Genomic DNA, 20,409 nt, shown 5'->3' on the forward strand with positions numbered 1-20,409 from the left:
CACAGGGAACAACATTAGCGGGCGCGGGGGCGCGGATCTGCGCGACGCGGGCAGGCCCGCGCCGCGCCGGCACGCTACCCGAGGATCTCTGCCAGGAAGGCCCCCGTGTGGCTGCCCTCCTGCTGGGCCACACGCTCCGGGGTGCCCGTGACGAGGACCTGGCCGCCGCCCGATCCGCCCTCGGGTCCCATGTCGATGATCCAGTCCGCCGTCTTGATGACATCCAGGTTGTGCTCAATGGTGATGACGGTGTTCCCCTTCTCCACGAGGCTGTGGAGGACAACGAGGAGCTTGCGGATGTCCTCGAAGTGCAGGCCGGTGGTCGGCTCATCGAGGACATAGACGCTCCGGCCGTTCGAGCGCTTCTGGAGCTCGGTGGCCAGCTTGACGCGCTGGGCCTCGCCGCCGGAGAGGGTCGTGGCAGGCTGGCCCAGCCGCACATAGCCGAGACCGACCTGGACGAGCGTCTTGAGGTGGCGGTGGATCGGCGCGAACGCCTCGAAGAACTCTGCCGCCTCCTCGATGGGCATGTCGAGGACCTCGGCGATGTTCTTCTCCTTGTACCGGACCTCCAGGGTCTCGCGGTTGTACCGCGCGCCGTGGCAGACCTCGCACGGGACGTAGACGTCCGGGAGGAAGTTCATCTCGATCTTGATCGTGCCGTCGCCCGAGCAGTTCTCGCAGCGGCCGCCCTTGACGTTGAACGAGAAGCGCCCCTGCTGGTAGCCGCGGATCTTCGCCTCGTTCGTCTCCGCGAAGAGCTTGCGGATGTGGTCGAACACGCCCGTGTACGTCGCCGGGTTGGAGCGCGGCGTGCGGCCGATGGGCGACTGGTCCACGTGGATGACCTTGTCCAGGTTCTCCAGACCCTCCACCTTCTTGTGGCGCCCGGCCACGTGCTTGGCGCCGTTGAGGCGATTGGCCAGGGTCTTGTAGAGGATGTCGTTGACGAGCGTGGACTTGCCGGACCCCGAGACGCCCGTCACCGCAGTCAGGACACCGAGCGGGAAGTCCACGGTGACGTCCTGGAGGTTGTTCTCCCGCGCGTCCACGACCCGCAGCATGCGCTTCTTGTCGATCGGGCGCCGCTTCCCCGGCACCTCGATGGAACGGCGGCCCGCGAGGTAGTCGCCCGTGATGGACTCCTTGTTCTCCTTGAGCCCCTCGACGGAGCCGGAGTGGACGACGACGCCGCCGTGCTCACCCGCGCCCGGCCCGACGTCGACAATCCAGTCGGCCTCGTGGATCGTGTCTTCGTCGTGCTCGACGACGATGAGCGTGTTGCCCAGGTCCCTCAGGCGGGTCAGCGTCTCGATGAGGCGACGGTTGTCCCGCTGGTGCAGGCCGATGCTCGGCTCGTCGAGGACGTACAGCACGCCCACGAGGCCGGACCCGATCTGCGTGGCGAGGCGAATGCGCTGGGCCTCGCCTCCAGAGAGCGTCCCCGCCGAGCGCTCGAGGTTGAGGTAGTCCAGGCCGACGTCGAGAAGGAAGCGCAAGCGGGCGTCGATCTCCTTGAGCACCTGCTCGGCAATCTTGGCCTCGCGTGGCGTGAGCTCCAGCCCGGCGAAGAACGCCGAGGCGTCCCCCATGGGCAGCGCCGCGACCTCGGCGATGGACCGGCCCTGAATGGTCACCGAGAGCGCCGTGGGGTTGAGGCGGGCTCCCTGGCAGGCGGGGCAGGGCACCTCCCGCATGTACTCCTTGTAGCGGTCCCGGGCGTTCTCGGACTCCGTCTCCTCGTGCTTGCGCTGAATGTAGGCGAAGACGCCCTCAAAGCCGGAGGTGTACTTGCGCTCACGGCCGAAGCGGTTGCGGTAGGCCACCGTGACCTTGTGGTCCTTGCCCTCGAGGACCGCGCGGCGGGCCTTCGCGGGGAGAGAGCCCCACGGCTGCGTCATCGAGAAGCCGACCTCCTTGGCCAGGCCGCTCATGAGGCGGACCCAGTACTCCGTGGTGGCGGTGCCGAGGGACCACGGGGCGATGGCGCCCTCCGCGAGGGAGAGATCGGGGTTGGGGACGACGAGGCTCTCGTCCACCTCAAGGCGCGTTCCGATGCCGGAGCACTCCGCGCAGGCGCCGAACGGGTTGTTGAACGAGAAGCTGCGTGGCTCGATCTCGTCGAGCGCGAGCGGGTGCTCATTGGGGCACGCGAGGTTCTCGGAGAAGGCGCGGGTGCGGTCCGCCGCGTCCTCGTCCCGGTCCACGAAGTCGATGACGACACGGCCGTCGGCGAGGCCGAGCGCGGTCTCGACAGAGTCCGTCAGGCGCTGCCGCACGCCCTCCTTCATGGCGAGGCGGTCCACGACGACCTCGATGGTGTGCTTGAACTGCTTCCCGAGCTTCGGCGGGTCGGAGAGCTGGACCGTCTCGCCGTCGACCTTGGCGCGCGCGTAACCCTTGGCCGTGAGCTCCTGAAAGAGCTCCACGAACTCTCCCTTGCGGGCGCGGACGACGGGCGCCAGGACCTGGAAGCGGGTGCGCTCGGGCAGCTCGAGGAGCTGATCCACGATCTGCTGAGGGCTCTGCTTGAGCACGGGCTCGCCGCAGATGGGGCAGTGCGGACGGCCGATGCGCGCCCAGAGAAGGCGCATGTAGTCGTAGATCTCGGTGATGGTGCCCACCGTGGAGCGGGGGTTCTTGCTCGTCGACTTCTGGTCGATGCTCACCGCGGGCGAGAGTCCCTCAATGAAGTCCACGTCCGGCTTGTCCACCTGGCCGAGGAACTGGCGCGCGTAGGCCGAGAGGGACTCGACGTACCGCCGCTGTCCTTCAGCGAAGATCGTGTCGAACGCCAGCGAGGACTTGCCCGAGCCCGAGAGGCCCGTGAAGACGATCATGGCGTCCCGCGGCAGGTCCAGGTTGACGTTCTTGAGGTTGTGCTCGCGGGCACCCTGCACGCGAATGCGGTTGGAGGGGCGGCCCGAGGGCGCGACGGCGGCGAAGTCTGGAGGGGTCACTCCCTCATCTTAGGCGAACGCGTGTTCGATTCCAGACCGTTCGCCGTGGACGAAGCCACGTCTCTCTGGCGCTCATGCGCGGCGTCCACCATGCTGTGGAGCTCCTCCACCCGGATGCCCGCCCGGTTGGCGGCGCGGACCAGGCTGGCCGCCATGCGGCGGACGTCGTCGCGAAGACGGAACGCGTCAGTCGAGACGACAGTCCCCCCGCGCCCCCGCCCTTCCACAAGCTCCCAATCCTCCAGGCGCTTGTAGGCCTTGGCGACGGTGTTGACCGCCACGCCGAGATGCTCGGCCAGCTTGCGCACGGGCGGCAGTCGATCGCCCGACGCCGCGTCAGCGCGGTTGATGGCGTCGACGACCGCGCTCGTGATCTGAACGACGGGCGGCCCGGCGTACTCCTGGAGGGAGGACGTCGAGAGCCATGAGGGGATGGGGGATTTCATGGGTATTTCCTTATGGGCGTGGAGAGGAGACTCTCTTCGCCTTCCCCGCGTCCGGGGAAGGCCAAGGAGGAGCGCCCTCCGTCCGGGCGCCACCTCTGACGGATCTCGCAAGAGGCGACGACGACGCCGCGGGGGCAACGCCAGCTCTCCGCGACTGGGTCGTGACCGCGGAAAAGCAAGCGCGAGTCGGCGCCGACTCAAGCAGGCATAATGTAAGCGCGAGTTCGCCGGAAAAGCAAACCGGGGGTGTCCGCCCCGTCGCTGCGCCCGACCGCATAGTCTGGAGGGGTGATCTCAGACTTCCTGCCTGCCCTGCCCGAATCCCCCCAGTATCAGGGCCTCTTCGGTGCGTACCGGGCGAGCAGCGATGACGCCCTGTTCGCTGCCTTCGAGGCTTTCGCCGGATCCCGCGGCCTCTCCCTGTATCCCGCCCAGGAGGAGGCGGCGATGGAACTCGTGGCCGGGCGCCACGTCATCCTCTCGACCCCCACAGGCTCCGGCAAGTCCATGGTGGCCATCGCCGCGCACCTCTTCGCCTACGCCCGCGGCGAGCGCAGTTACTACACGGCCCCGATCAAGGCCCTCGTCTCCGAGAAGTTCTTCGACCTCGTCCGCGTCTTCGGCGCGGAGAACGTCGGCATGGTCACGGGAGACTCCTCCGTCAACGCGGACGCGCCGATCGTCTGCTGCACGGCTGAGATCCTCGCGAACATCGCGCTGCGCGAGGGGCGGGAGGCCGAGGTCGGCTGCGTCGTCATGGACGAGTTCCACTTCTACGGGGACCCGCAGCGCGGATGGGCCTGGCACGTCCCGCTCATCGAGCTTCCCCAGGCCCAGTTCCTTCTCATGTCCGCCACGCTCGGCGACGTGTCCCGGTTCGAGACCGAGCTCCCCCAGTCCACGGGGCGGGAGCTCGCGGTGATCGCGCACACGGACCGCCCGATCCCCCTCCACTTCTTCTATTCCAAGGACCCGCTGCAGGACCAGCTGACCGAGCTCGTCGCGACCAAGCAGACGCCGGTCTACGTGGTGCACTTCTCCCAGCTCGAGGCCATCGAGCGGGCGCAGGGCCTCGCGAGCGTCAAGCTCGTGACCGCTGAGGAGAAGGAGCAGATCGCGGCCGTCATCGGCGACTTCCGGTTCTCCAAGGGCTTCGGCGCTGTCCTGTCTCGGCTCGTCCGGGCGGGCATCGGCGTCCACCACGCCGGCATGCTGCCCAAGTATCGCCGGCTCGTCGAGCAGCTCGCCCAGAAGGGCCTGCTCAAGGTCATCTGCGGCACGGACACGCTCGGCGTCGGGATCAATGTGCCGATCCGCACCGTCGTCCTCACCGCCCTGTCCAAGTTCGACGGCTCGAAGTCGCGCATCCTCCAGGCCCGCGAGTTCCACCAGATCGCGGGCCGCGCCGGCCGGGCGGGCTTCGACACGGCGGGCACCGTCGTCGTCCAGGCACCCGAGCACGCCATTGAGAACAAGCGCGCGCTGGAGAAGGCGCACGCGAAGTTCAAGGGCGACGAGAAGAAGATCCGCCAGGTGGTCAAGAAGAAGCCGCCCGAAGGGTTCGTCTCGTGGGGGCGCCCGACGTTCGAGAAGCTCGTGGCGGCCGAGCCCGAGCCGCTGACCCCGAGCATGCGCCTGACGCACTCGATGGCCGTCAACCTCCTGGCGCGCTGCGAGGACCCGATCCGGGCGACGACGCGCCTCATCGAGGCCTCGCACGTCCCGCCTGCCGCGCAGGCGGCCCTCAAGCGCCAGGGGCTCGGGATCCTGCGGGAGCTCGTCGCTGGCGGGCTCGTGGCACCGCAGTCCACCCCGGATGCCTGCGGGCGCCGGTACGCGCTGACCGCCGAGATTCCGGAGAAGTTCGCGCTCAACCAGCCGCTGGCCCCGTTCGCCCTCGCGTGCCTGAGCACCCTCGACAAGGACGACCCGTCCTACGCCGTGGATGCGGTGAGCGTCGTCGAGGCCGTGCTCGACGACCCGCGCCAGGTCCTCTCCGCGCAGCACAAGCGCGCCCGCACGGAGGCCGTGGCCGCCATGAAGGCGGACGGGCTCGAGTACAGCGAGCGCATGGCCCTGCTCGACGAGGTCACCTATGAGAAGCCGCTGGCCGAGCTCCTCGAGCAGAACCTCGAGACGTACCGGCACGGCGCGCCGTGGCTCGCGGGCCTGGAGCTCTCGCCGAAGTCCGTGGTCCGCGACATGTACCTCAAGGCCATGACCTTCGCGGACATGGTCCAGCACTACGGCCTGGCGCGCAGCGAGGGCGTCCTCCTCCGCTACCTCTCGGATGCCTACAGGACGCTGAGCCACCTCGTTCCTGAGGAGCTCCTGACCGAGGACCTCTCGGACCTCATCGCCTGGCTCGGCGAGGTCGTCTCCCAGACGGACTCCTCCCTTCTGGATGAGTGGGAGAAGCTCTCCCACCCTGAGGATGCCGACGACGACGAGCCTGCGGCGCCCCCGACCCCGCCGGGCATCTCGGCCAACGAGCGGACGTTTACCGTCATGGTCCGCAACGCCCTCTTCCAGCGGGTCCGCCTCTTTGCCGACGAGCGGGACCGCGAGCTGGCTTCCCTCGACGAGGCCGCGGGCGGCGAGCTCACCGCGGACGACTGGGCGGACGCCATGGACGAGTACTTCGACGAGTACAACGATATCGACGACTCCCCCGCCGCGCGCGCCGCCGATCTCCTCATCCTGACCAAGTCCGGGCGGACCTGGACGGCGCGGCAGATCCTCAAGGATCCCGAGGGGAACAAGGACTTCGGGTTCGACGCCGTCGTCGACCTCGACGCCTCCGACGAGGCCGGCTCCCCCGTCCTGCGCGTGACGCGCGTGGGTTTCGCGGGCTCCTGAGGAACGTCCGGACCGAAACACCCCGGCCGCCCAGCACGAAAGGACCACGCATGAACGACGCACCCGCCTACCGCCGGGGACCCGAGCACCGGCTCGGGGACTCCGCGGTCATCGCCGAGCACCGCATCCTCGCGCCGCTGGACCACGCGAACCCCGATGGCGAGCAGATCGAGGTCTTCGCCCGCGAGTACCGCTCCACGCGCGCCGGCGCCGAGACGCTGCCGTGGCTCCTCTACCTCCAGGGCGGCCCCGGGTGCGCTGGAACCCGGCACCTGTCCCTGTCCGGCTGGATCGGCGAGGCGTCCAAGCACTTCCGCATCCTCATGCTGGATCAGCGAGGGACAGGCCGCAGCGCGCCCGTCAACCGGAACACGGTCAGCGGAACGGACCAGGAGATCGCGGACCGGCTCCGGCACATGCGCGCCGACTCGATCGTCCGCGACGCGGAGCTCTTCCGCGGCGCCCTCGGCGTCGAGCGCTGGCACACGCACGGCCAGAGCTACGGCGGCTTCATCACCGCGACCTACCTGTCGCTGCACCCGGAGTCCCTCGCGGGCTCCATGATCACGGGCGGCCTGCCTCCCCTGACCGTGGGGGTCGACGACGTCTACCGCGCCACCTATGACGCCGTCGCGCGGCGGGAGCGCGAGTTCTTCTCCTGGTACCCCGAGGACGAGGAAGTCCATGCGGACATCGTCGCCCGAGTTCGGACCGGCAAGGAGACGGTGGACGGGGTGGTCCTGCGCCCGGGCCACCTTCAGCGGCTCGGCATGTTCCTCGGCGGCAACACGCGGGTCCACGGCCTCCACTACGCCCTCTCCGAGGCGTTCGAGCGCCGCGCCGACGGCGAGCTGGGGCTCACCGACTCCTTCAAGCGCACCGTCTGGAATCAGTTCCACCAGGAGGCGACGCCCCTCTACACCGTCATGCACGAGACCATCTACGCGGAAGGGACCCCGACCAACTGGGCGGCCTGGCGAGTCGGCGCCGAGCTGCCTCGCTTCGCGGAGGACGCCGAGCGTCCGGCCCTGACCGGCGAGATGATCTATCCGTGGCACGTGGAGACGGACCCCGCCACGGCCCCGCTGTGGGGCGCGGCCTCGCTGCTGGCGGAGGCCGACGACTTCGGGCCGCTCTACGATCGCACGCGGCTGGCGTCCAACGAGGTGCCCGTGGCGGCCTGCGTGTACACGGACGACATCTATGTGGAGCGCGGCGTGTCCCTGGCGTCCGCAGAGGCCATCGCGGGGACTCAGGTGTACGAGCGGAGCGACCTCCACCACGACGGGATCGCGCAGGACGGCCCCACAATCTTCCGGGAGCTGGCGCGGCGGGTAGGGGCCCTGCCCGAGGGCTAGGGGTTCCGCCGGGGCTGGCCGCCTCGTGAAGAGTGCGGCTGCGCGGCGGCTGTGAAGACACCGTCTTCTCTCATCTCGTGGACGCGGGGGCTTCGCTAGGGTGGAGGAATGATCGTTATCACCGTGAAATTCCCCGTCCTGCCCGAGCACGCCGAGTCCTGGCCCGAGCGCGTCCGCGAGTTCACCGAGGCCACCCGCGCCGAGCCGGGCAACCTCTGGTTCCAGTGGTCCCGCAGCCTGGAGGACCCCAACGAGTACGTCCTCATCGAGGCGTTCAAGGACGACGCCGCCGAGGCGCACGTCTCCAGCGACCACTTCGCCAAGGGTCTCGAGGCCATGCGTCCGGCGCTCGCGGCGACGCCCAAGATCATCAGCCGCCAGGTGGACGGCGAGGGCTGGGACGAGATGGGCGAGCTCCGCATCGACTAGTGTCGCCGCTGCTGCCAGTGACATAGCAACACCGAATTGATATATCGAAGGCGGCCAGGCAGGTCCACGACGGACTGCCTGGCCGCCGCGGTGCGCAGAGAGACATTGTGCGCCCCGCGGTGGCTCCGTGATCTATTCTGCAGCCCCTCTTTTGGCTGCACCCCGATCTGCGCTCCGCAAGATGGACAACGCGAGCAGCGAATACGCACACAGCGGCGCGGCAATCAGCCACACACCGGCGGGCAGTCGCGTGAACGCAAGAGTGAAAACGCCGTACACAAGCAAATTGACGGCGAGTGTCACTTGGGAAGCCCACGTCCACACAGTGAGGCCGAGCCCCTGTTCGCTTCCAGGGAGTTCGTCGAGCCACGATCGAATGGTTCCCGACAGCCAGCTGACTGCGGTGCCGAGGAGAAAGAACGAGACGAGCCCCAGCGTGTGTCCCGCCGCTCGGGATTCAAGCCCAGCCATCCCCGCCAGACACGCAAAGCCCACGATGACGGTGCACGTCATGCTCTGGGGGTTGATGAACCTCGCCAAGATCAACGACAAGCGCCGGCCAGGGAACATCCCCAGGAGGAGGACGACAAGGCCGCCCAGGCCGTAGGCGGCCATCATCGCTCCGAACAGCTCGGAACCCCCGCGAGCCACGTCGAAGATGAACGGCGTTTCGATGGCGTTGAAGATGGCGCCACCGAGAATCAAGAGGATCCATGCGCGCGTCTCGAATGTTCTCCACACCCAGATCCGCGATCCCTCTACCTGCACCAAAGTCATTACCCCTGGAATATTGAAGAGCCGCCGGCGGCTGTCAGTCGACGTGCGCGCGCCAACACTAGGCTCGGCGGAGGGGGACACAGTCAGGGTCAGAAAAAGCAGAGTGGCAGACGCCAAGGACAGCAAGGCGTTGACAACGAGCAGCACGTGAGGCCCTGCCACCGGCAGCAGTGCACCACCCAGAGCGGGAACGATGGCCATCGTCAACGCCGACGAGGCGCTGACGGACCGAAGGACGTCCGGCTTGTCCTGCGGCGCGACATTCGTCGAAATCAGGGTCATGAACAGGGGGTTGAGAATGCTCCTCAACACCATTGACACACCTGCATAGGCATAGATGGCGCCCAAGTACGTGACGAAGAACGAGGCAACAATGGTCAACGCGGCGACGCCGACCTGAATCAAGATCCACGTCCGGTACACCGCCCGTGGGGGGACCCGCCGCGCCACCGCCCCTGCGACGAGGAGCGCTGGGGCCGTCTGCGCCAGGAACAGGCCGACGGCCGCTGAAGACCCATGGGTCTGCTGAATGAAGACAATGAGAGCAATGAACGTCAGCCAGTTGCCCGCCCCCGAGAGCAGGGCGGCCGCTGGAAAGACGATTCGCACGCGCTTCATACGGCTCCTGACCATCAGTCCCCTCATGCCATCGGCACGCTGTGCTGCGGTACAGCGTCTGACCTTCTCCACGCCCATCCTGAAGGGGTCTTCCCCCATGCCCGTCGGAATGATCGCCAGGCCTGCAGCCGTCCCCATGAGGCGCGTGAGATCAGCGCAGTATTGGGAAAATCCCCCTGTTGCGCGTCTTCGAGAGGCGTGGGGGATGTCGTTCTACAAATTATAACGGATGGCAAGTGCTCGAGTTGTGCGCGGATACGCCAACGGCGGCCGGCTGGTCCTTGCAGGACCGCCCGGCCGCCGTTGCGGTGTGCAGCTAGTGAGCCGCGTGCGAACCGTTGCCCGGCTGACGGGCCGGCGCCGAGGCGGTCTCCTTGTCGGAACGGGACGATGCCGCCTTCGCGTCGCTCGCAGTGACGCCATGCTCCTTGAGAGCGCCGACGATCTCCTTGAGGGAGCGCGGGTCATTGGGGCTCGTCTCGGGGAACTCGACGTTCACGCGGGGGTTCTCGTCCACCGTGACGGCACGGTCGTACCGCGAGACGAGCTCACCGGCGGCGGCGCGGAACTCGGGCTGCTCCAGCGCCTTGGCCCGCTCTGCCTCTGTGGCCGCATACTCCTCGTGAGCGCGCTCGTAGTGCTCGAACGCCGCACGGAGCTCGGAGCTGGCCTGCGCCGCCTTGCCCTTGGGGCTGAGGAGAGACGCAACCGTCGCGATGACGATGACACCGAGGATGATCGCCAGGGAGACGAACGTGTTGATCTCCGGGGCCCATTCGATGTGCTCGCCACCGTTGATGAACGGAACCTCGTTCACGTGCATCGCGTGGAAGATGAGCTTCACGCCGATGAAGCCGAGAATGATCGAGAGACCATGCTTGAGGTAGATCAGGCGCTCCATGAGGCCGCCGAGCAGGAAGTACAGCTGGCGCAGACCCATGAGCGCGAAGATGTTGGCCGTGAAGACGATGAAGGGCGACTGGGTCAGGCCGAAGATGGCCGGGATCGAGTCGAACGCGAACATGAGGTCGGTCAGGCCGATCGTCACGAAGACGACGAGCATCGGGGTGAAGAGGCGCTTGCCGTCGACGGTGGTGCGCAGCTTGCCGCCGTCGTAGTGCTCGGTCATGGGGATGACCTTGCGAAGGCGACCGATGAGCGGGTTCTCCCCCGCCTCGTCCTCGCCGTCATCCGTGGCCTGCTTGTACGCAGTCCAGAGGAGGAACGCGCCGAAGATGTAGAAGACGAACGAGTAGCGCTCGATGACCACGGCACCCAGCAGAATGAAGATGCCGCGGAGGACCAGGGCAATGATGATGCCCACCATGAGCACTTCTTGCTGGTACTTCCGCGGGACCGAGAAGCGCGCCATGATAACGATGAAGACAAACAGGTTGTCAATGCTGAGGCTGTACTCGGTGATCCAGCCGGCGAGGAACTGCGTGCCGTGCTCATGCCCGGTGAAGATGTACATGAGGGCCGCGAAGATGAGGGCCAGCGTCACGTAGAAGCCGACCCACAGGCCGGCCTCCTTCATGCTGGGCTCGTGAGGACGCTTGAGAACGAGAAGCAGGTCCGCGATCAGAATGACGCCGAGGACGACGAACGTTCCAATCTCGAACCACAGGGGCAATTGGAGCATGTGGACACAACCTTCGTTGAGACGGATGGTGATGCCGCGGTGTCGGAGGCTCGCCCTTGGGCAGGCCAGGGGGCTGCCGATCACGACGGCGCGGTTCGCAAGTCTCTCCGGCAGCCCTTCTGGGCTGCCCGCTGTGCCCGGAGACCTCAGGCCGTGCCGATGCTGGGCGGCCGAGGTCTCGTGCTGACGTCCACAGCGCGAACGGGATACTCCCCTACGTTGCAGACCAGTCTACAGGGAGCCTCACGGGCCGTCCTGAGCGCGCCCAGGCCTAGGCGTGGCCTGCGCTTTTCATCTGGCGCAGCTCCTTCTTCAGATCCGCGACCTCGTCTCGAAGACGCCCCGCCAGCTCGAACTGGAGTTCCTCCGCCGCAGCGTTCATCTGGTCCGTGAGTTCGCGGATGAGCGTGACAAGATCCTCCGCGCCGGCTGTTGAGAGCCCGTCCTTGCGAACCTGGTCCGCCGCCTTGGCCCCGGCCCGGCGTGCACGCTGGTCCTCCGTGATCGTGGCGTTGAACCCCCGCTTGCCCTTGCCGTATTCGAACTGCCCGAGGAGCTCGTCCGTGTCCGCGCCCTCACGCGTGAGCTGGTCAGTGATGTCCGCAATGCGCTTCTGAAGCGGCTTGGGATCAATACCGTGCTTGAGGTTGTGCGCCACCTGGATCTCGCGACGGCGGTTGGTCTCCTCAATGGCCTGCTCCATGGACGCCGTGACGCGGTCCGCGTACATGTGGACTTCGCCAGACACGTTGCGGGCCGCGCGGCCGATGGTCTGGATGAGGCTCGTCGTCGAGCGGAGGAACCCCTCCTTGTCCGCGTCCAAGATGCTCACAAGGGACACCTCGGGGAGGTCGAGTCCCTCACGCAGCAGGTTGATGCCCACGAGGACATCGAAGGTGCCGAGTCGCAGCTCACGGAGGAGCTCAACGCGGCGGAGGGTGTCGACATCGGAGTGGAGGTACTCCACCTTGACCCCGTGGTCGAGGAGGTACTCCGTCAGATCCTCCGACATGCGCTTGGTCAGCGTGGTGACGAGGACGCGCTCATTCTTGGCCACGCGGACGCGGATCTGCTCCAGGAGATCGTCGATCTGTCCCTTGGTGGGCTTGACGACGATCTGCGGATCGACGAGGCCCGTGGGACGGATGATCTGCTCGACGACGCCGTCACTCTGTGCGAGCTCATACTTGCCCGGGGTGGCGGAGAGGTAGACGGTCTGGCCGATCCGGTCGAGGAACTCGTCCCACTTCAGCGGCCGGTTGTCCAGGGCACTGGGCAAGCGGAACCCGTGGTCGACGAGCGTTCGCTTGCGAGACGAGTCCCCCTCGTACATGGCTCCGATCTGGGGGATGGTCACGTGGGACTCGTCGACGACGAGCAGGAAGTCATCCGGGAAGTAGTCGATGAGACAGTGCGGGGCAGAGCCAGGCCCGCGGCCGTCGATATGGCGGGAGTAGTTCTCGATGCCGTTGCAGAAGCCCATCTGCTGCATCATCTCGAGGTCATAGGTGGTCCGCATGCGCAGGCGCTGTGCCTCGACGAGCTTGTTCTGAGATTCGAGCTCGGCGAGCCTCGCGGCGAGCTCGTCCTCGATGGCCGTGATGGCGCGATTCATGCGCTCTGGGCCTGCGACGTAGTGGGAGGCCGGGAAGACGTACATCTCGTTCTCTTCCCTCACGATCTCCCCCGTCAGCGGATGCAGAGTGTAGATGGCCTCGATCTCGTCCCCGAAGAACTCCACGCGCAGGGCGAGCTCCTCATACATCGGGATGATCTCAACGGTGTCCCCGCGCACGCGGAACGTGCCGCGGTGGAAGTCGTGGTCGTTCCGGACGTACTGCATCTGGACAAACTGCCGGAGCAGCTGGTCCCGGTCCATCTCCTCCCCCTTGCGGAGGGTCACCATGCCTGCCACGTACTCTTCAGGCGTGCCGAGGCCGTAGATGCAGGAGACGGTGGCGACGACGACGACGTCCCGGCGGGTCAAGAGGGCGTTGGTGGCCGAGTGGCGAAGACGCTCGACCTCGTCATTGACGGAGGAGTCCTTCTCGATGAAGGTGTCCGTCTGAGGGACGTAGGCCTCGGGCTGGTAGTAGTCGTAATACGAAACGAAGTACTCCACAGCGTTGTTGGGCAGCAGCTCCCGGAACTCGTTGGCGAGCTGGGCCGCCAAGGTCTTGTTCTGAACCATGACGAGCGTGGGCCGCTGCACCTTCTCGATGAGCCAGGCGGTGGTCGCCGACTTGCCCGTGCCCGTGGCACCCATGAGGACGATGTCCTTCTCCCCCGCTTCAAGCCGCTCCGCCAGCTCCTTGATAGCCTGCGGCTGGTCCCCGGCGGGCTGGTACTGGCTGACGACCTCGAAAGGTGCGACGACGCGGTTGATCTTCTGTGCCAAGCTCATACCCCAACCCTAGTGGGAGGGGTGGACACGATCAGCCCACGCGAGGCGCAGGGCCGCTAACCGGCGTTGCCCTGCGTCATCATGCTGATGAGCACCGACCCGAAGACCGCGACGATGAACAGGGCGCCGAGAACGGTCAGGATGAGGTTGATGACGAAGCCGATGTGCCCCAACTCGCCGCTGAATCCGGCCTCGCGGGAGTTCTTGCGTCCGATGTACCCGAGGATGACGCCGACCAGCGGCATGAAGAAGATTGCCACAATAGACAGGATGCCCAGGATCTTGCCGGGATCTTCGCGGTAGGCCGGTGCCTGCTGGCCATAGGGCTGGGGCTGAGACATCAGGGCGTCCTCTCGTCGTGCGGGTCCGTGCCTGTCCCGTACGGGACCGGATGGCTGTGCCCAATTTTACCTGGCACGCTCCCCACGCCCCGCCGGAAACGCCGCCCTGTCCCAGCCGCCAGCCGCCCCAGCAGCCCCGACACGGTCGCGCAATCACCGGGCCGCGAGCCCCTCCAGCGTCTCCCACAGCTCGTCCGCCGCGCGGTGCAGGTCCTCGAGGCTGCCTTCGTTCTCGATGACAAGGTCCGCCACCGCTTCCCGCTCCGCACGAGTGGCCTGCGCGGCGATGCGCGCCTCGGCCGCCTCGCGGGTCATTCCGCGCCGGGTGACCATCCGCTCGATCCTTGTCTCGTCGTCCGCCTCGACCGTCGCCACGAAGGCGAACTCCCCCGCGCGCCCGGTCTCCGCCAAGAGCGGAATGTCTTGGACGATGACGCGGGCTCCCGCACGTCGGGCCGCCTCCACGGCGTCTGCCGCCGCAGCCCGGATCGCCGGATGCAGAATGGCATTGAGCCGCGCCCGCGCGTCGTCGTCCCCGAAGACCAGCGCCCCGAGGGCCGCACGGTCCAGGGTCCCGTCTGCCTCAAGAACTCCCGGCCCAAACGCCTCCGCGACCTCCGCGAGGGCCGGCTGCCCGGGCTCCACAACGCGGCGGGCCAGGACATCGGAGTCGACGACGACGGCGCCGCGCTCAGCGAGCCGCGCGGCCACGGCGGACTTGCCCGCGGCAATGCCGCCCGTCAGCGCGAAGACCGGCCGATCAGAGGAGTCATGGGCAGGGTCGGGCATCGCGGAGGCAGTCTCGTCCATGCCCGTCATCCTAGACTGGAACCATGCCCTCGCCCGATGCCTACACGGTCCTCGCCCGGCCCGCGCAGCACGAGATCGAGATTCGCCGCTCGCGGTTCATCGCGTGCCTCCGCCGCGTCGAGTCCGAGGACGAGGCGCGCGCCTTCTTCGCCGAGATCGCGGCCGCCTACCCCGACGCGCGCCACAGGTGCACGGCCTTCGCGCTGGGCCCCGAGCGCCGCGTGCAGCGCTCCAACGACGACGGCGAGCCGTCCGGCACCGCAGGCCGCCCCATGCTCGAGGCCCTCACGCTGGCCTCGCCGCTCGGCGAACCCGACCTCTCGGATGTCGCGGCCGTCGTCGTCCGGTACTTCGGGGGCGTCCTCCTCGGCGCGGGCGGGCTGACCCGCGCGTACTCCAGCGCCGTCTCCGAGGCCCTCGAGACGGCGACCTTCGCCACCCGGGCGCGGCGGGAGCTCTTTGCCGTCTCCGTCCCCCACGCCAACGCGGGCCACGTGGAGGCGGAGATCCGCCGCGCGGGCTTCGCCGTGGCCGGCACCGACTACGAGGCCCAGGCCGTCATACACGTGGCCGCGGCCGCGGGCGCCGGCGAGGATCTCGCCCGCCTCCTTGCCTCCGTCACTCGCGGCGAGGCCGAACCGACCCCCGAAGGAGAGGCCTGGATCGATGTCTGAGCCCCAGACCCCTGCCCCGCTCGAGCTCCGGCCGCCCCGCGAGACGTCCCCCGAGCTGGCCGCGCTCTATGAGAGGCTCGGCCGATGGCCCGACGTCCAGGCGCCCGAGCTCGTGGCCGTCGACGCCGCAGACCGCCTGCTCGTGGACACGGCCCTCGCCATGCTCGCGGACGGGCCGCAGGAGGGGGCAGAGCCCCCGCGGGTCGTCGTCGCCGGAGAGACCTACGGCGCGGTGAGCCTTGCGATGGCCCAGGAGACGGGTCAGCGCGTGCTCGTGGTGACCGACTCGCAAGTGCACCGCAACGCGATCTTCAACAATGCGGCCGCCGCGGGCCTCGCCGAGCGGATCGAGTTCCTCGACCTGGAGGACCTCGCGGGGGCCACGGGCCGCGCGCCTGTCCTTGTGCTCGCCCTCGCGCCGCGCGCCCACGCGGTCCTTGAGGAATGGGCCGACGCCGCAGCCCGCCTCCCCGGGATCCTCGGCCTGCTCGTGGGCGGCCGGCTCAAGCACATGTCGCTCGGACTCAACGACCGGCTGGAGGCGTCCTTTGCCTCCGTCCAGCCGTCTCGAGCGCGCCAGAAGGCGCGCCTCATCTGGGCGTCCTCGCCGGCGCCGGGTCCTGAGCGGTCCTTCGTGACGCGGTCATCGCACGACGTCGGGCTGCGCGCACCGTTGACCCTCTGTGCCGTGCCGGGCGCGTTCGGGGCGGACCGGCTCGACCCGGGAACTCGCCTGCTGCTGCCGGTCCTGGCCGAGGAGCTGGCCGCGGCCACGCCCCCGCAGATCGTCGACGCGGGCTGCGGCAATGGGACCATCGCTGTGTTCGCGGCCCTCGTGGACCCCGAGGTGCGCGTCGTGGCGACCGACGTGTCCCGCGCAGCGATTCGCGCGACGGAGCTCACGGCGGAGGCCAACGGTGTGGAGATCAGGACGGTCCTGGACGACGCCCTCTCCACGTGGCCCGATGCGAGCGAGGACTTCATCGTCCTCAATCCGCCCTTCCATGCCGGGAACACGGTCACGGAGGACATCGCCCTCAAGCTCTTCGAGGCCGCGGGCCGCGTGCTCCGCCCGGGCGGGACTCTGCTGACCGTGTGGAACGCGCCGCTCGCCTACTCCCGCCACCTCCGGCGCCACGTGGGCACCACGGTCACCGTGGCCTCGAACCGGAAGTTCCAGGTCACGCGCTCCCTCAAGGGGTAGTCGTCGACAGCGCGCCCTGCTTGATGGGACATTTCACCCTTGACTAATCAAGGCGCTTGTTCTATAAGCACTGTGTGAGTACTGCCCCGCCCATCAACCCGTTCACGTCACCGTCCTACCGACGCTGGTTCGCGGGTGAAACCCTTCTGGCGCTCGGCGGGGCCATGGCGTTTGGGTCGACCCTTCTGGCTATCGACCTCCTCGGCAGCGTCGAACAGGCCGGGCAGGTGGGCGGGCTCCTCGCCGGAGTCACGCTCGTGGGCACGCTCCTGGGCGGGGCGCTCGGCGACAGCTACCCGCGGCGGACGCTCATCCGACGGGCCGTGCTCGTGAGCGCGGCCGGCGGAATCGTCCTCACAGCCATAGCCACTTGGGCGGGCCTAGGCGGAGACGCCGCCCCCTGGTGGCTCGCGGCCGGGTTCGTCGGGGCGTCCGCCGTCATCGCGCTCACCAACGCCCTCGCAGACCCGCCCCTGGACGGCGCGCTCAAGTCCCTCATCACGCCGGAGCAGTTCCCACGGGCCCTCAGCGCGGCGACCGCGCGCACCTCCGTGATCAGCATCGCGGGATCGCCCGCAGCGGGAGCTCTCTACGGCGTTCATCCGGCGCTGCCACCCGTCCTCAGCCTCGTCTGCGACGTTGCCTTCCTCGGCGTGCTCGGGCGCATCAGGGGAAATCTGGGGCCGCGCTCCGAGCAGGGTCAGACCGCCGCCGAACCCCGCAGTCCGCGGCTGGCGGCCGCCATGCGTGGTTTCCCCATGGGCCTCGCATTCCTTCGGTCGCGGCCTGCCCTGAGCCGGGTGCTCTGGTGCGCGCCACTCATCAACATCATGGTCTTCACCGCCGGATCGTGGGTCATTTTCCGCCTCAGCGAGGACGGCGTTGACGCGTTCGGGATCGGGCTCGCAAGCGCCGGGTTCGCGGTCGGAGGCATCCTCGGCAGCGCCGCGGCTCCGTTCGTGACGGACAGGGTCCCAGCCGGGGTGCTGGCCATCGGCGGCCTGGGCCTGATGTCGGCGCTTTTCGCGGCTCTTTTCGTCCTTCCGCACACGCCGGCGGTGATGTTCGCCGTGACGGCCCTGTGCATGATCCCGTCCCCCGCGCTCAACGGCGCGCTCTTCGGCCACGTCTTCGCTGAGACGCCGGACTCTCTCCAGAGCCGCGTCCAGGCCACGTTCATGGTCGTCGCGGACCTCGCTCGCGTACCGGCCCCGATCCTCGCCGGGTTTGCGGCCGGGCGAGGCCTGGACGCGCCGCTCGGCCTGGCCGTGTGCGGGATTGGCGTGACGGGCGTGACGCTGCTGGCCACGTCGAAGCACGTCCGGGAAATCGGCCGCCGCGGCGCTGCAGCGGACTAACGCCTCAGGCGGAGAAGAGGCTGCCCTGCTCCCCCACGGGCTCGGTCAGCTCCGGCCCATTGTTGCGCACGTTGCCCACGGCCGGGCCCACCTCGTGCATGGTCCACCCCGAGGCCACGTCGAAGGCGGCCGCGGTGGCCGTGTCGACGAGGAGCTCGGCGTCGTCGTTCTCCGGATCCAGCCACTCGTCGAAGAAGGCCGGGTCGAGGGGCACCGGCAGGCGGTCGTGGAGGCGGCCCAGCTCGCCCAGAACACCCGGCTCGTCCTGGTCCGGCGAGGCCATCGTCAGGATGGTGCACGAGAGGACCCATGGGCTCTCCTCACCGCCGGCCGGGTCCCTCCACCACTCATAGAGGCCCGCGAAGGCGATGGTGGAGCCGTCCTCCGGGTGGATGAAGAAGGGCCGCTTCTTCCCGGACGGGGTCTCGGGGGCCAGCCACTCGTAGTACCCGCTCGCGAGGACGAGGCAGCGCTTGCGCTTGACGGCACTGCGGAACGTCGGCTTCTCCCGCACTGTCTCGCTCCGGGCATTGAAGGCCCGCGAGGAGAAGTTCAGGTCCTTGGCCCACGGCGGAACGAGACCCCACCGGGCCACGGCGAGCTCCCGCGGCCCCGGCCCCTCGCCGTCCTCGCCGGGGCGGCGGACGACGATGGGCACCGGCGTCGTGGGCGCGACGTTGTAGGACTCGCGGACGTCGACGTCCCCGCCGGCCTGAAGGTCGAACTCGGCCATGAGGTCCCCCGTGGACCTCGCGACGACGTAGCGCCCGCACATATCCTAGTGCCCCCTGTCCTTCCACTCCTGAAGGCTCGGCTTCTCGGCGCCGATCGTCGTGCTGTCCCCGTGCCCCGGGTACACGGCGGTGTCCTCGGGGAGCTCGAAGAGCGTGGACTCTATGGACTCGATGATCTGCGGGAAGCTCGAGAACGGGCGGCCGGTGGCTCCCGGGCCGCCCGGGAAGAGCGTGTCACCCGTGAGAACCCAGCCAGCCTCCGGCGCGTAGATGGAGACAGAGCCCGGCGTGTGGCCGGGCGTGTGGAGCACCTGCAGGCGAAGGCCCGCAATGACGAACTCCTCGCCGTTCTTGAGCGTGCCGCCCGGCGTGCGGTGCGGGCCCGTGCGCTGGCCGTGGGCCTGCTCCCAGAGCATGGCGTCCTCGGAGTGCAGGAGGGCGAGCGCGTCCACGAGGTCGCTCGTCTCGGGCGCCGCGTTGATGTGGTCCAGGTGCCCATGCGTCAGGACGATGGCCGGGACCGTGCGCCCGGCCGTGGCCTCGGCGATGGCGTTGGCGTCATGCGACGCGTCCACGACGAGGACCGTCTCCGAGTCCCCGATGAGGTAGACGTTGTTCTCGAGCTCGATCCGCTCGCCGTCAATGACGTAGGGGCCGCTCGTGACGAGACGCTCGAGGCGAACGCCGTTCTCGCCAGTCCAGAGTGTTTCCGTTGCCATGATCAGGCCACTTTCTCGCGGACGACGGCGATGCTCGGGTTCGTCGCGGACGAGCCGTCCGGGAAGAGCAGCGTGGGCACGGTCTGGTTGCCGTTGTTGATGGACTCGACGAGCTCGGCGGTGCCGGGCGTGTCCTCGATGTTGACCTCGGTGTACGAGATGCCGGACTTGTCCATCTGGCGCTTCAGGTTCTTGCAGTACGAGCACCAGCTCGTGGTGAACATCGTGACGGAACCGGGGGCTGGTGTGAAGTCTTCGACGTGGCTCATGTACCGATTCAACCACGCGCCGCCGCCGCGCATTCCCCGCCTCGCACGTTCTGTGGACAACGAGACCTCAGGCCGGGGCCTCCCCCGTGAGCCGGTACTCCTGCCCGTACTCGGCGAGGAGCGCCTCGGTGAAGGCCTCGACGGTCACGCCGGCCACGCCCGTGTCCTCGGCGGCGCCGACGGTTGACGGCTCCATCTCCACGCCGAGCGCCGGGTAGACGTCGGCGAGGACGGCCCGCAGCGGCGCGGAATTCTCCACGACGACCACCGAGGAGAAGAACCACGCCCCCTGGACCACGCGCTGCGCCGTGCCCGCGAGCTTGATGAGGGTGCCGTCCGGCGTCCGGCCGTGGACGGAGTGCTCCCCCGCGCAGTATTCGCCGGGGATCTCCCCCACGGCCGCCTCCACGCCCAGACGTCCCAGCGCACGGACAAAGAGGTCACCGAACCTGATGAAGCGGGCCTGGTGTCCCAGCATCGCCTCGGCCTCGCGCTCCACATGGTCGACGACGAGGGTGCCGCGGTGGTAGGCCGCCGCCCGCCCGCCTGCCTTCCGCACAACGGGGGTGAACCCGTGGGCGCCAGCCGCCGTCGTCGCCCGCTGAAACCCCGGCAGGCGCACGTCCCGCTGCCCGAAGGCCAGGGTGGGGACGGGGCGGTAGAGGCGCAGATGGGCGCCGAGGGAGCCGTCACGCACCTCCGAGAGGAGGCGCAGCCCGCCCTCGAGGTCCTCCGCGGCGCCGAGGGACTCATGAGGCAGGATGACACGAAGTTCGGGCGAGGGCATGGATCAAGGCTACCGACACC

The 20,409-nt window shown here is 68.4% G+C and carries 16 protein-coding genes and 1 pseudogene; 6 read left to right on the plus strand and 11 right to left on the minus strand.

Annotation, left to right across the window (positions count from 1 at the left end):
* Positions 1 to 74: 74 nt before the first annotated feature.
* Both uvrA and J2S35_RS00550 read right to left on the minus strand, forming a co-directional pair.
* The gene (gene uvrA / locus J2S35_RS00545) at positions 75 to 2,960 is read right to left on the minus strand and encodes an excinuclease ABC subunit UvrA (protein WP_309848637.1); all 2,886 of its coding nucleotides are present in this window, start codon (positions 2,958 to 2,960) and stop codon (positions 75 to 77) included.
* On the minus strand, positions 2,957 to 3,406 hold the full coding sequence (locus J2S35_RS00550) for a GntR family transcriptional regulator (protein ID WP_309848639.1): 450 nt from the start codon (positions 3,404 to 3,406) through the stop codon (positions 2,957 to 2,959). Before J2S35_RS00550 ends, uvrA begins: the two co-directional genes overlap by 4 nt.
* 312 nt (positions 3,407 to 3,718) lie before the next feature.
* Between J2S35_RS00550 and J2S35_RS00555 the strand changes: the two genes are divergently transcribed.
* The 3 genes from J2S35_RS00555 to J2S35_RS00565 all read left to right on the plus strand — a co-directional run bounded on the left by J2S35_RS00555 (position 3,719) and on the right by J2S35_RS00565 (position 8,052).
* A complete protein-coding gene (locus J2S35_RS00555) occupies positions 3,719 to 6,265 on the plus strand; it encodes a DEAD/DEAH box helicase (protein ID WP_309852953.1) in 2,547 nt (848 codons plus the stop codon).
* Positions 6,266 to 6,315: 50 nt separating this feature from the next.
* Complete coding sequence (locus tag J2S35_RS00560; RefSeq protein WP_309848642.1) at positions 6,316 to 7,623, plus strand: alpha/beta fold hydrolase; 1,308 nt, start codon at positions 6,316 to 6,318, stop codon at positions 7,621 to 7,623.
* A 108-nt stretch (positions 7,624 to 7,731) separates the two neighbouring features.
* Positions 7,732 to 8,052, plus strand: coding sequence for a putative quinol monooxygenase (locus J2S35_RS00565; protein WP_309848645.1), 321 nt, complete (start codon positions 7,732 to 7,734; stop codon positions 8,050 to 8,052).
* Between the two features lie 132 nt (positions 8,053 to 8,184).
* Here J2S35_RS00565 and J2S35_RS00570 read toward each other — a convergent pair whose 3' ends face one another.
* From J2S35_RS00570 to coaE, 5 genes and pseudogenes are all read right to left on the minus strand, one after another.
* On the minus strand, positions 8,185 to 9,447 hold the full coding sequence (locus tag J2S35_RS00570; RefSeq protein ID WP_309848647.1) for an MFS transporter: 1,263 nt from the start codon (positions 9,445 to 9,447) through the stop codon (positions 8,185 to 8,187).
* Positions 9,448 to 10,102: 655 nt separating this feature from the next.
* Positions 10,103 to 11,089: pseudogene (locus tag J2S35_RS00575) on the minus strand (TerC family protein); the annotation flags it as partial.
* Positions 11,090 to 11,360: 271 nt separating this feature from the next.
* A complete protein-coding gene (uvrB, locus tag J2S35_RS00580; RefSeq protein ID WP_309848648.1) occupies positions 11,361 to 13,493 on the minus strand; it encodes an excinuclease ABC subunit UvrB in 2,133 nt (710 codons plus the stop codon).
* A gap of 56 nt (positions 13,494 to 13,549) precedes the next feature.
* Complete coding sequence (locus J2S35_RS00585) at positions 13,550 to 13,834, minus strand: hypothetical protein (RefSeq protein ID WP_309848650.1); 285 nt, start codon at positions 13,832 to 13,834, stop codon at positions 13,550 to 13,552.
* Positions 13,835 to 13,987: 153 nt separating this feature from the next.
* On the minus strand, positions 13,988 to 14,644 hold the full coding sequence (gene coaE, locus J2S35_RS00590; protein WP_309848652.1) for a dephospho-CoA kinase: 657 nt from the start codon (positions 14,642 to 14,644) through the stop codon (positions 13,988 to 13,990).
* Between the two features lie 23 nt (positions 14,645 to 14,667).
* Here coaE and J2S35_RS00595 point away from each other — a divergent pair, with 23 nt between their 5' ends.
* The 3 genes from J2S35_RS00595 to J2S35_RS00605 all read left to right on the plus strand — a co-directional run bounded on the left by J2S35_RS00595 (position 14,668) and on the right by J2S35_RS00605 (position 17,880).
* Positions 14,668 to 15,318: an IMPACT family protein gene (locus J2S35_RS00595; RefSeq protein WP_309848654.1), complete on the plus strand. Its 651-nt coding sequence runs from the start codon at positions 14,668 to 14,670 to the stop codon at positions 15,316 to 15,318.
* Entirely contained in the window at positions 15,311 to 16,522 is a 1,212-nt protein-coding gene (locus J2S35_RS00600; RefSeq protein ID WP_309848655.1) for a class I SAM-dependent methyltransferase, read from the plus strand. The genes J2S35_RS00595 and J2S35_RS00600 overlap by 8 nt, the downstream gene beginning before the upstream one ends.
* A gap of 74 nt (positions 16,523 to 16,596) precedes the next feature.
* The gene (locus J2S35_RS00605; protein WP_309848657.1) at positions 16,597 to 17,880 is read left to right on the plus strand and encodes an MFS transporter; all 1,284 of its coding nucleotides are present in this window, start codon (positions 16,597 to 16,599) and stop codon (positions 17,878 to 17,880) included.
* 4 nt (positions 17,881 to 17,884) lie between these two features.
* On the opposite strand, the gene J2S35_RS00610 is transcribed toward J2S35_RS00605, so the two are convergent.
* From J2S35_RS00610 to J2S35_RS00625, 4 genes are all read right to left on the minus strand, one after another.
* Entirely contained in the window at positions 17,885 to 18,655 is a 771-nt protein-coding gene (locus tag J2S35_RS00610; protein ID WP_309848660.1) for an SOS response-associated peptidase, read from the minus strand.
* Positions 18,656 to 18,658: 3 nt separating this feature from the next.
* Positions 18,659 to 19,333, minus strand: a complete 675-nt coding sequence (locus J2S35_RS00615) for an MBL fold metallo-hydrolase (RefSeq protein WP_309848662.1) — start codon at positions 19,331 to 19,333, stop codon at positions 18,659 to 18,661.
* A gap of 2 nt (positions 19,334 to 19,335) precedes the next feature.
* Complete coding sequence (locus J2S35_RS00620) at positions 19,336 to 19,602, minus strand: mycoredoxin (RefSeq protein WP_309848665.1); 267 nt, start codon at positions 19,600 to 19,602, stop codon at positions 19,336 to 19,338.
* A gap of 67 nt (positions 19,603 to 19,669) precedes the next feature.
* Entirely contained in the window at positions 19,670 to 20,389 is a 720-nt protein-coding gene (locus J2S35_RS00625) for a lipoate--protein ligase family protein (protein ID WP_309848667.1), read from the minus strand.
* Positions 20,390 to 20,409: the final 20 nt, after the last annotated feature.

The sequence above is a fragment of the Falsarthrobacter nasiphocae genome (genome assembly GCF_031456275.1).
Classification (GTDB): Bacteria; Actinomycetota; Actinomycetes; order Actinomycetales; family Micrococcaceae; genus Falsarthrobacter; species Falsarthrobacter nasiphocae.

Coding starts and splice junctions, on each gene's coding strand:
- J2S35_RS00550 (WP_309848639.1), bottom strand. CDS start 3,406: ATGAAATCCCCCATCCCCTCATGGCTCTCGACGTCCTCCCTCCAGGAG.
- J2S35_RS00560 (WP_309848642.1), top strand. CDS start 6,316: ATGAACGACGCACCCGCCTACCGCCGGGGACCCGAGCACCGGCTCGGG.
- J2S35_RS00565 (WP_309848645.1), top strand. CDS start 7,732: ATGATCGTTATCACCGTGAAATTCCCCGTCCTGCCCGAGCACGCCGAG.
- J2S35_RS00570 (WP_309848647.1), bottom strand. CDS start 9,447: ATGAAGCGCGTGCGAATCGTCTTTCCAGCGGCCGCCCTGCTCTCGGGG.
- uvrB (WP_309848648.1), bottom strand. CDS start 13,493: ATGAGCTTGGCACAGAAGATCAACCGCGTCGTCGCACCTTTCGAGGTC.
- J2S35_RS00585 (WP_309848650.1), bottom strand. CDS start 13,834: ATGTCTCAGCCCCAGCCCTATGGCCAGCAGGCACCGGCCTACCGCGAA.
- coaE (WP_309848652.1), bottom strand. CDS start 14,644: ATGGACGAGACTGCCTCCGCGATGCCCGACCCTGCCCATGACTCCTCT.
- J2S35_RS00595 (WP_309848654.1), top strand. CDS start 14,668: ATGCCCTCGCCCGATGCCTACACGGTCCTCGCCCGGCCCGCGCAGCAC.
- J2S35_RS00600 (WP_309848655.1), top strand. CDS start 15,311: ATGTCTGAGCCCCAGACCCCTGCCCCGCTCGAGCTCCGGCCGCCCCGC.
- J2S35_RS00610 (WP_309848660.1), bottom strand. CDS start 18,655: ATGTGCGGGCGCTACGTCGTCGCGAGGTCCACGGGGGACCTCATGGCC.
- J2S35_RS00615 (WP_309848662.1), bottom strand. CDS start 19,333: ATGGCAACGGAAACACTCTGGACTGGCGAGAACGGCGTTCGCCTCGAG.
- J2S35_RS00620 (WP_309848665.1), bottom strand. CDS start 19,602: ATGAGCCACGTCGAAGACTTCACACCAGCCCCCGGTTCCGTCACGATG.
- J2S35_RS00625 (WP_309848667.1), bottom strand. CDS start 20,389: ATGCCCTCGCCCGAACTTCGTGTCATCCTGCCTCATGAGTCCCTCGGC.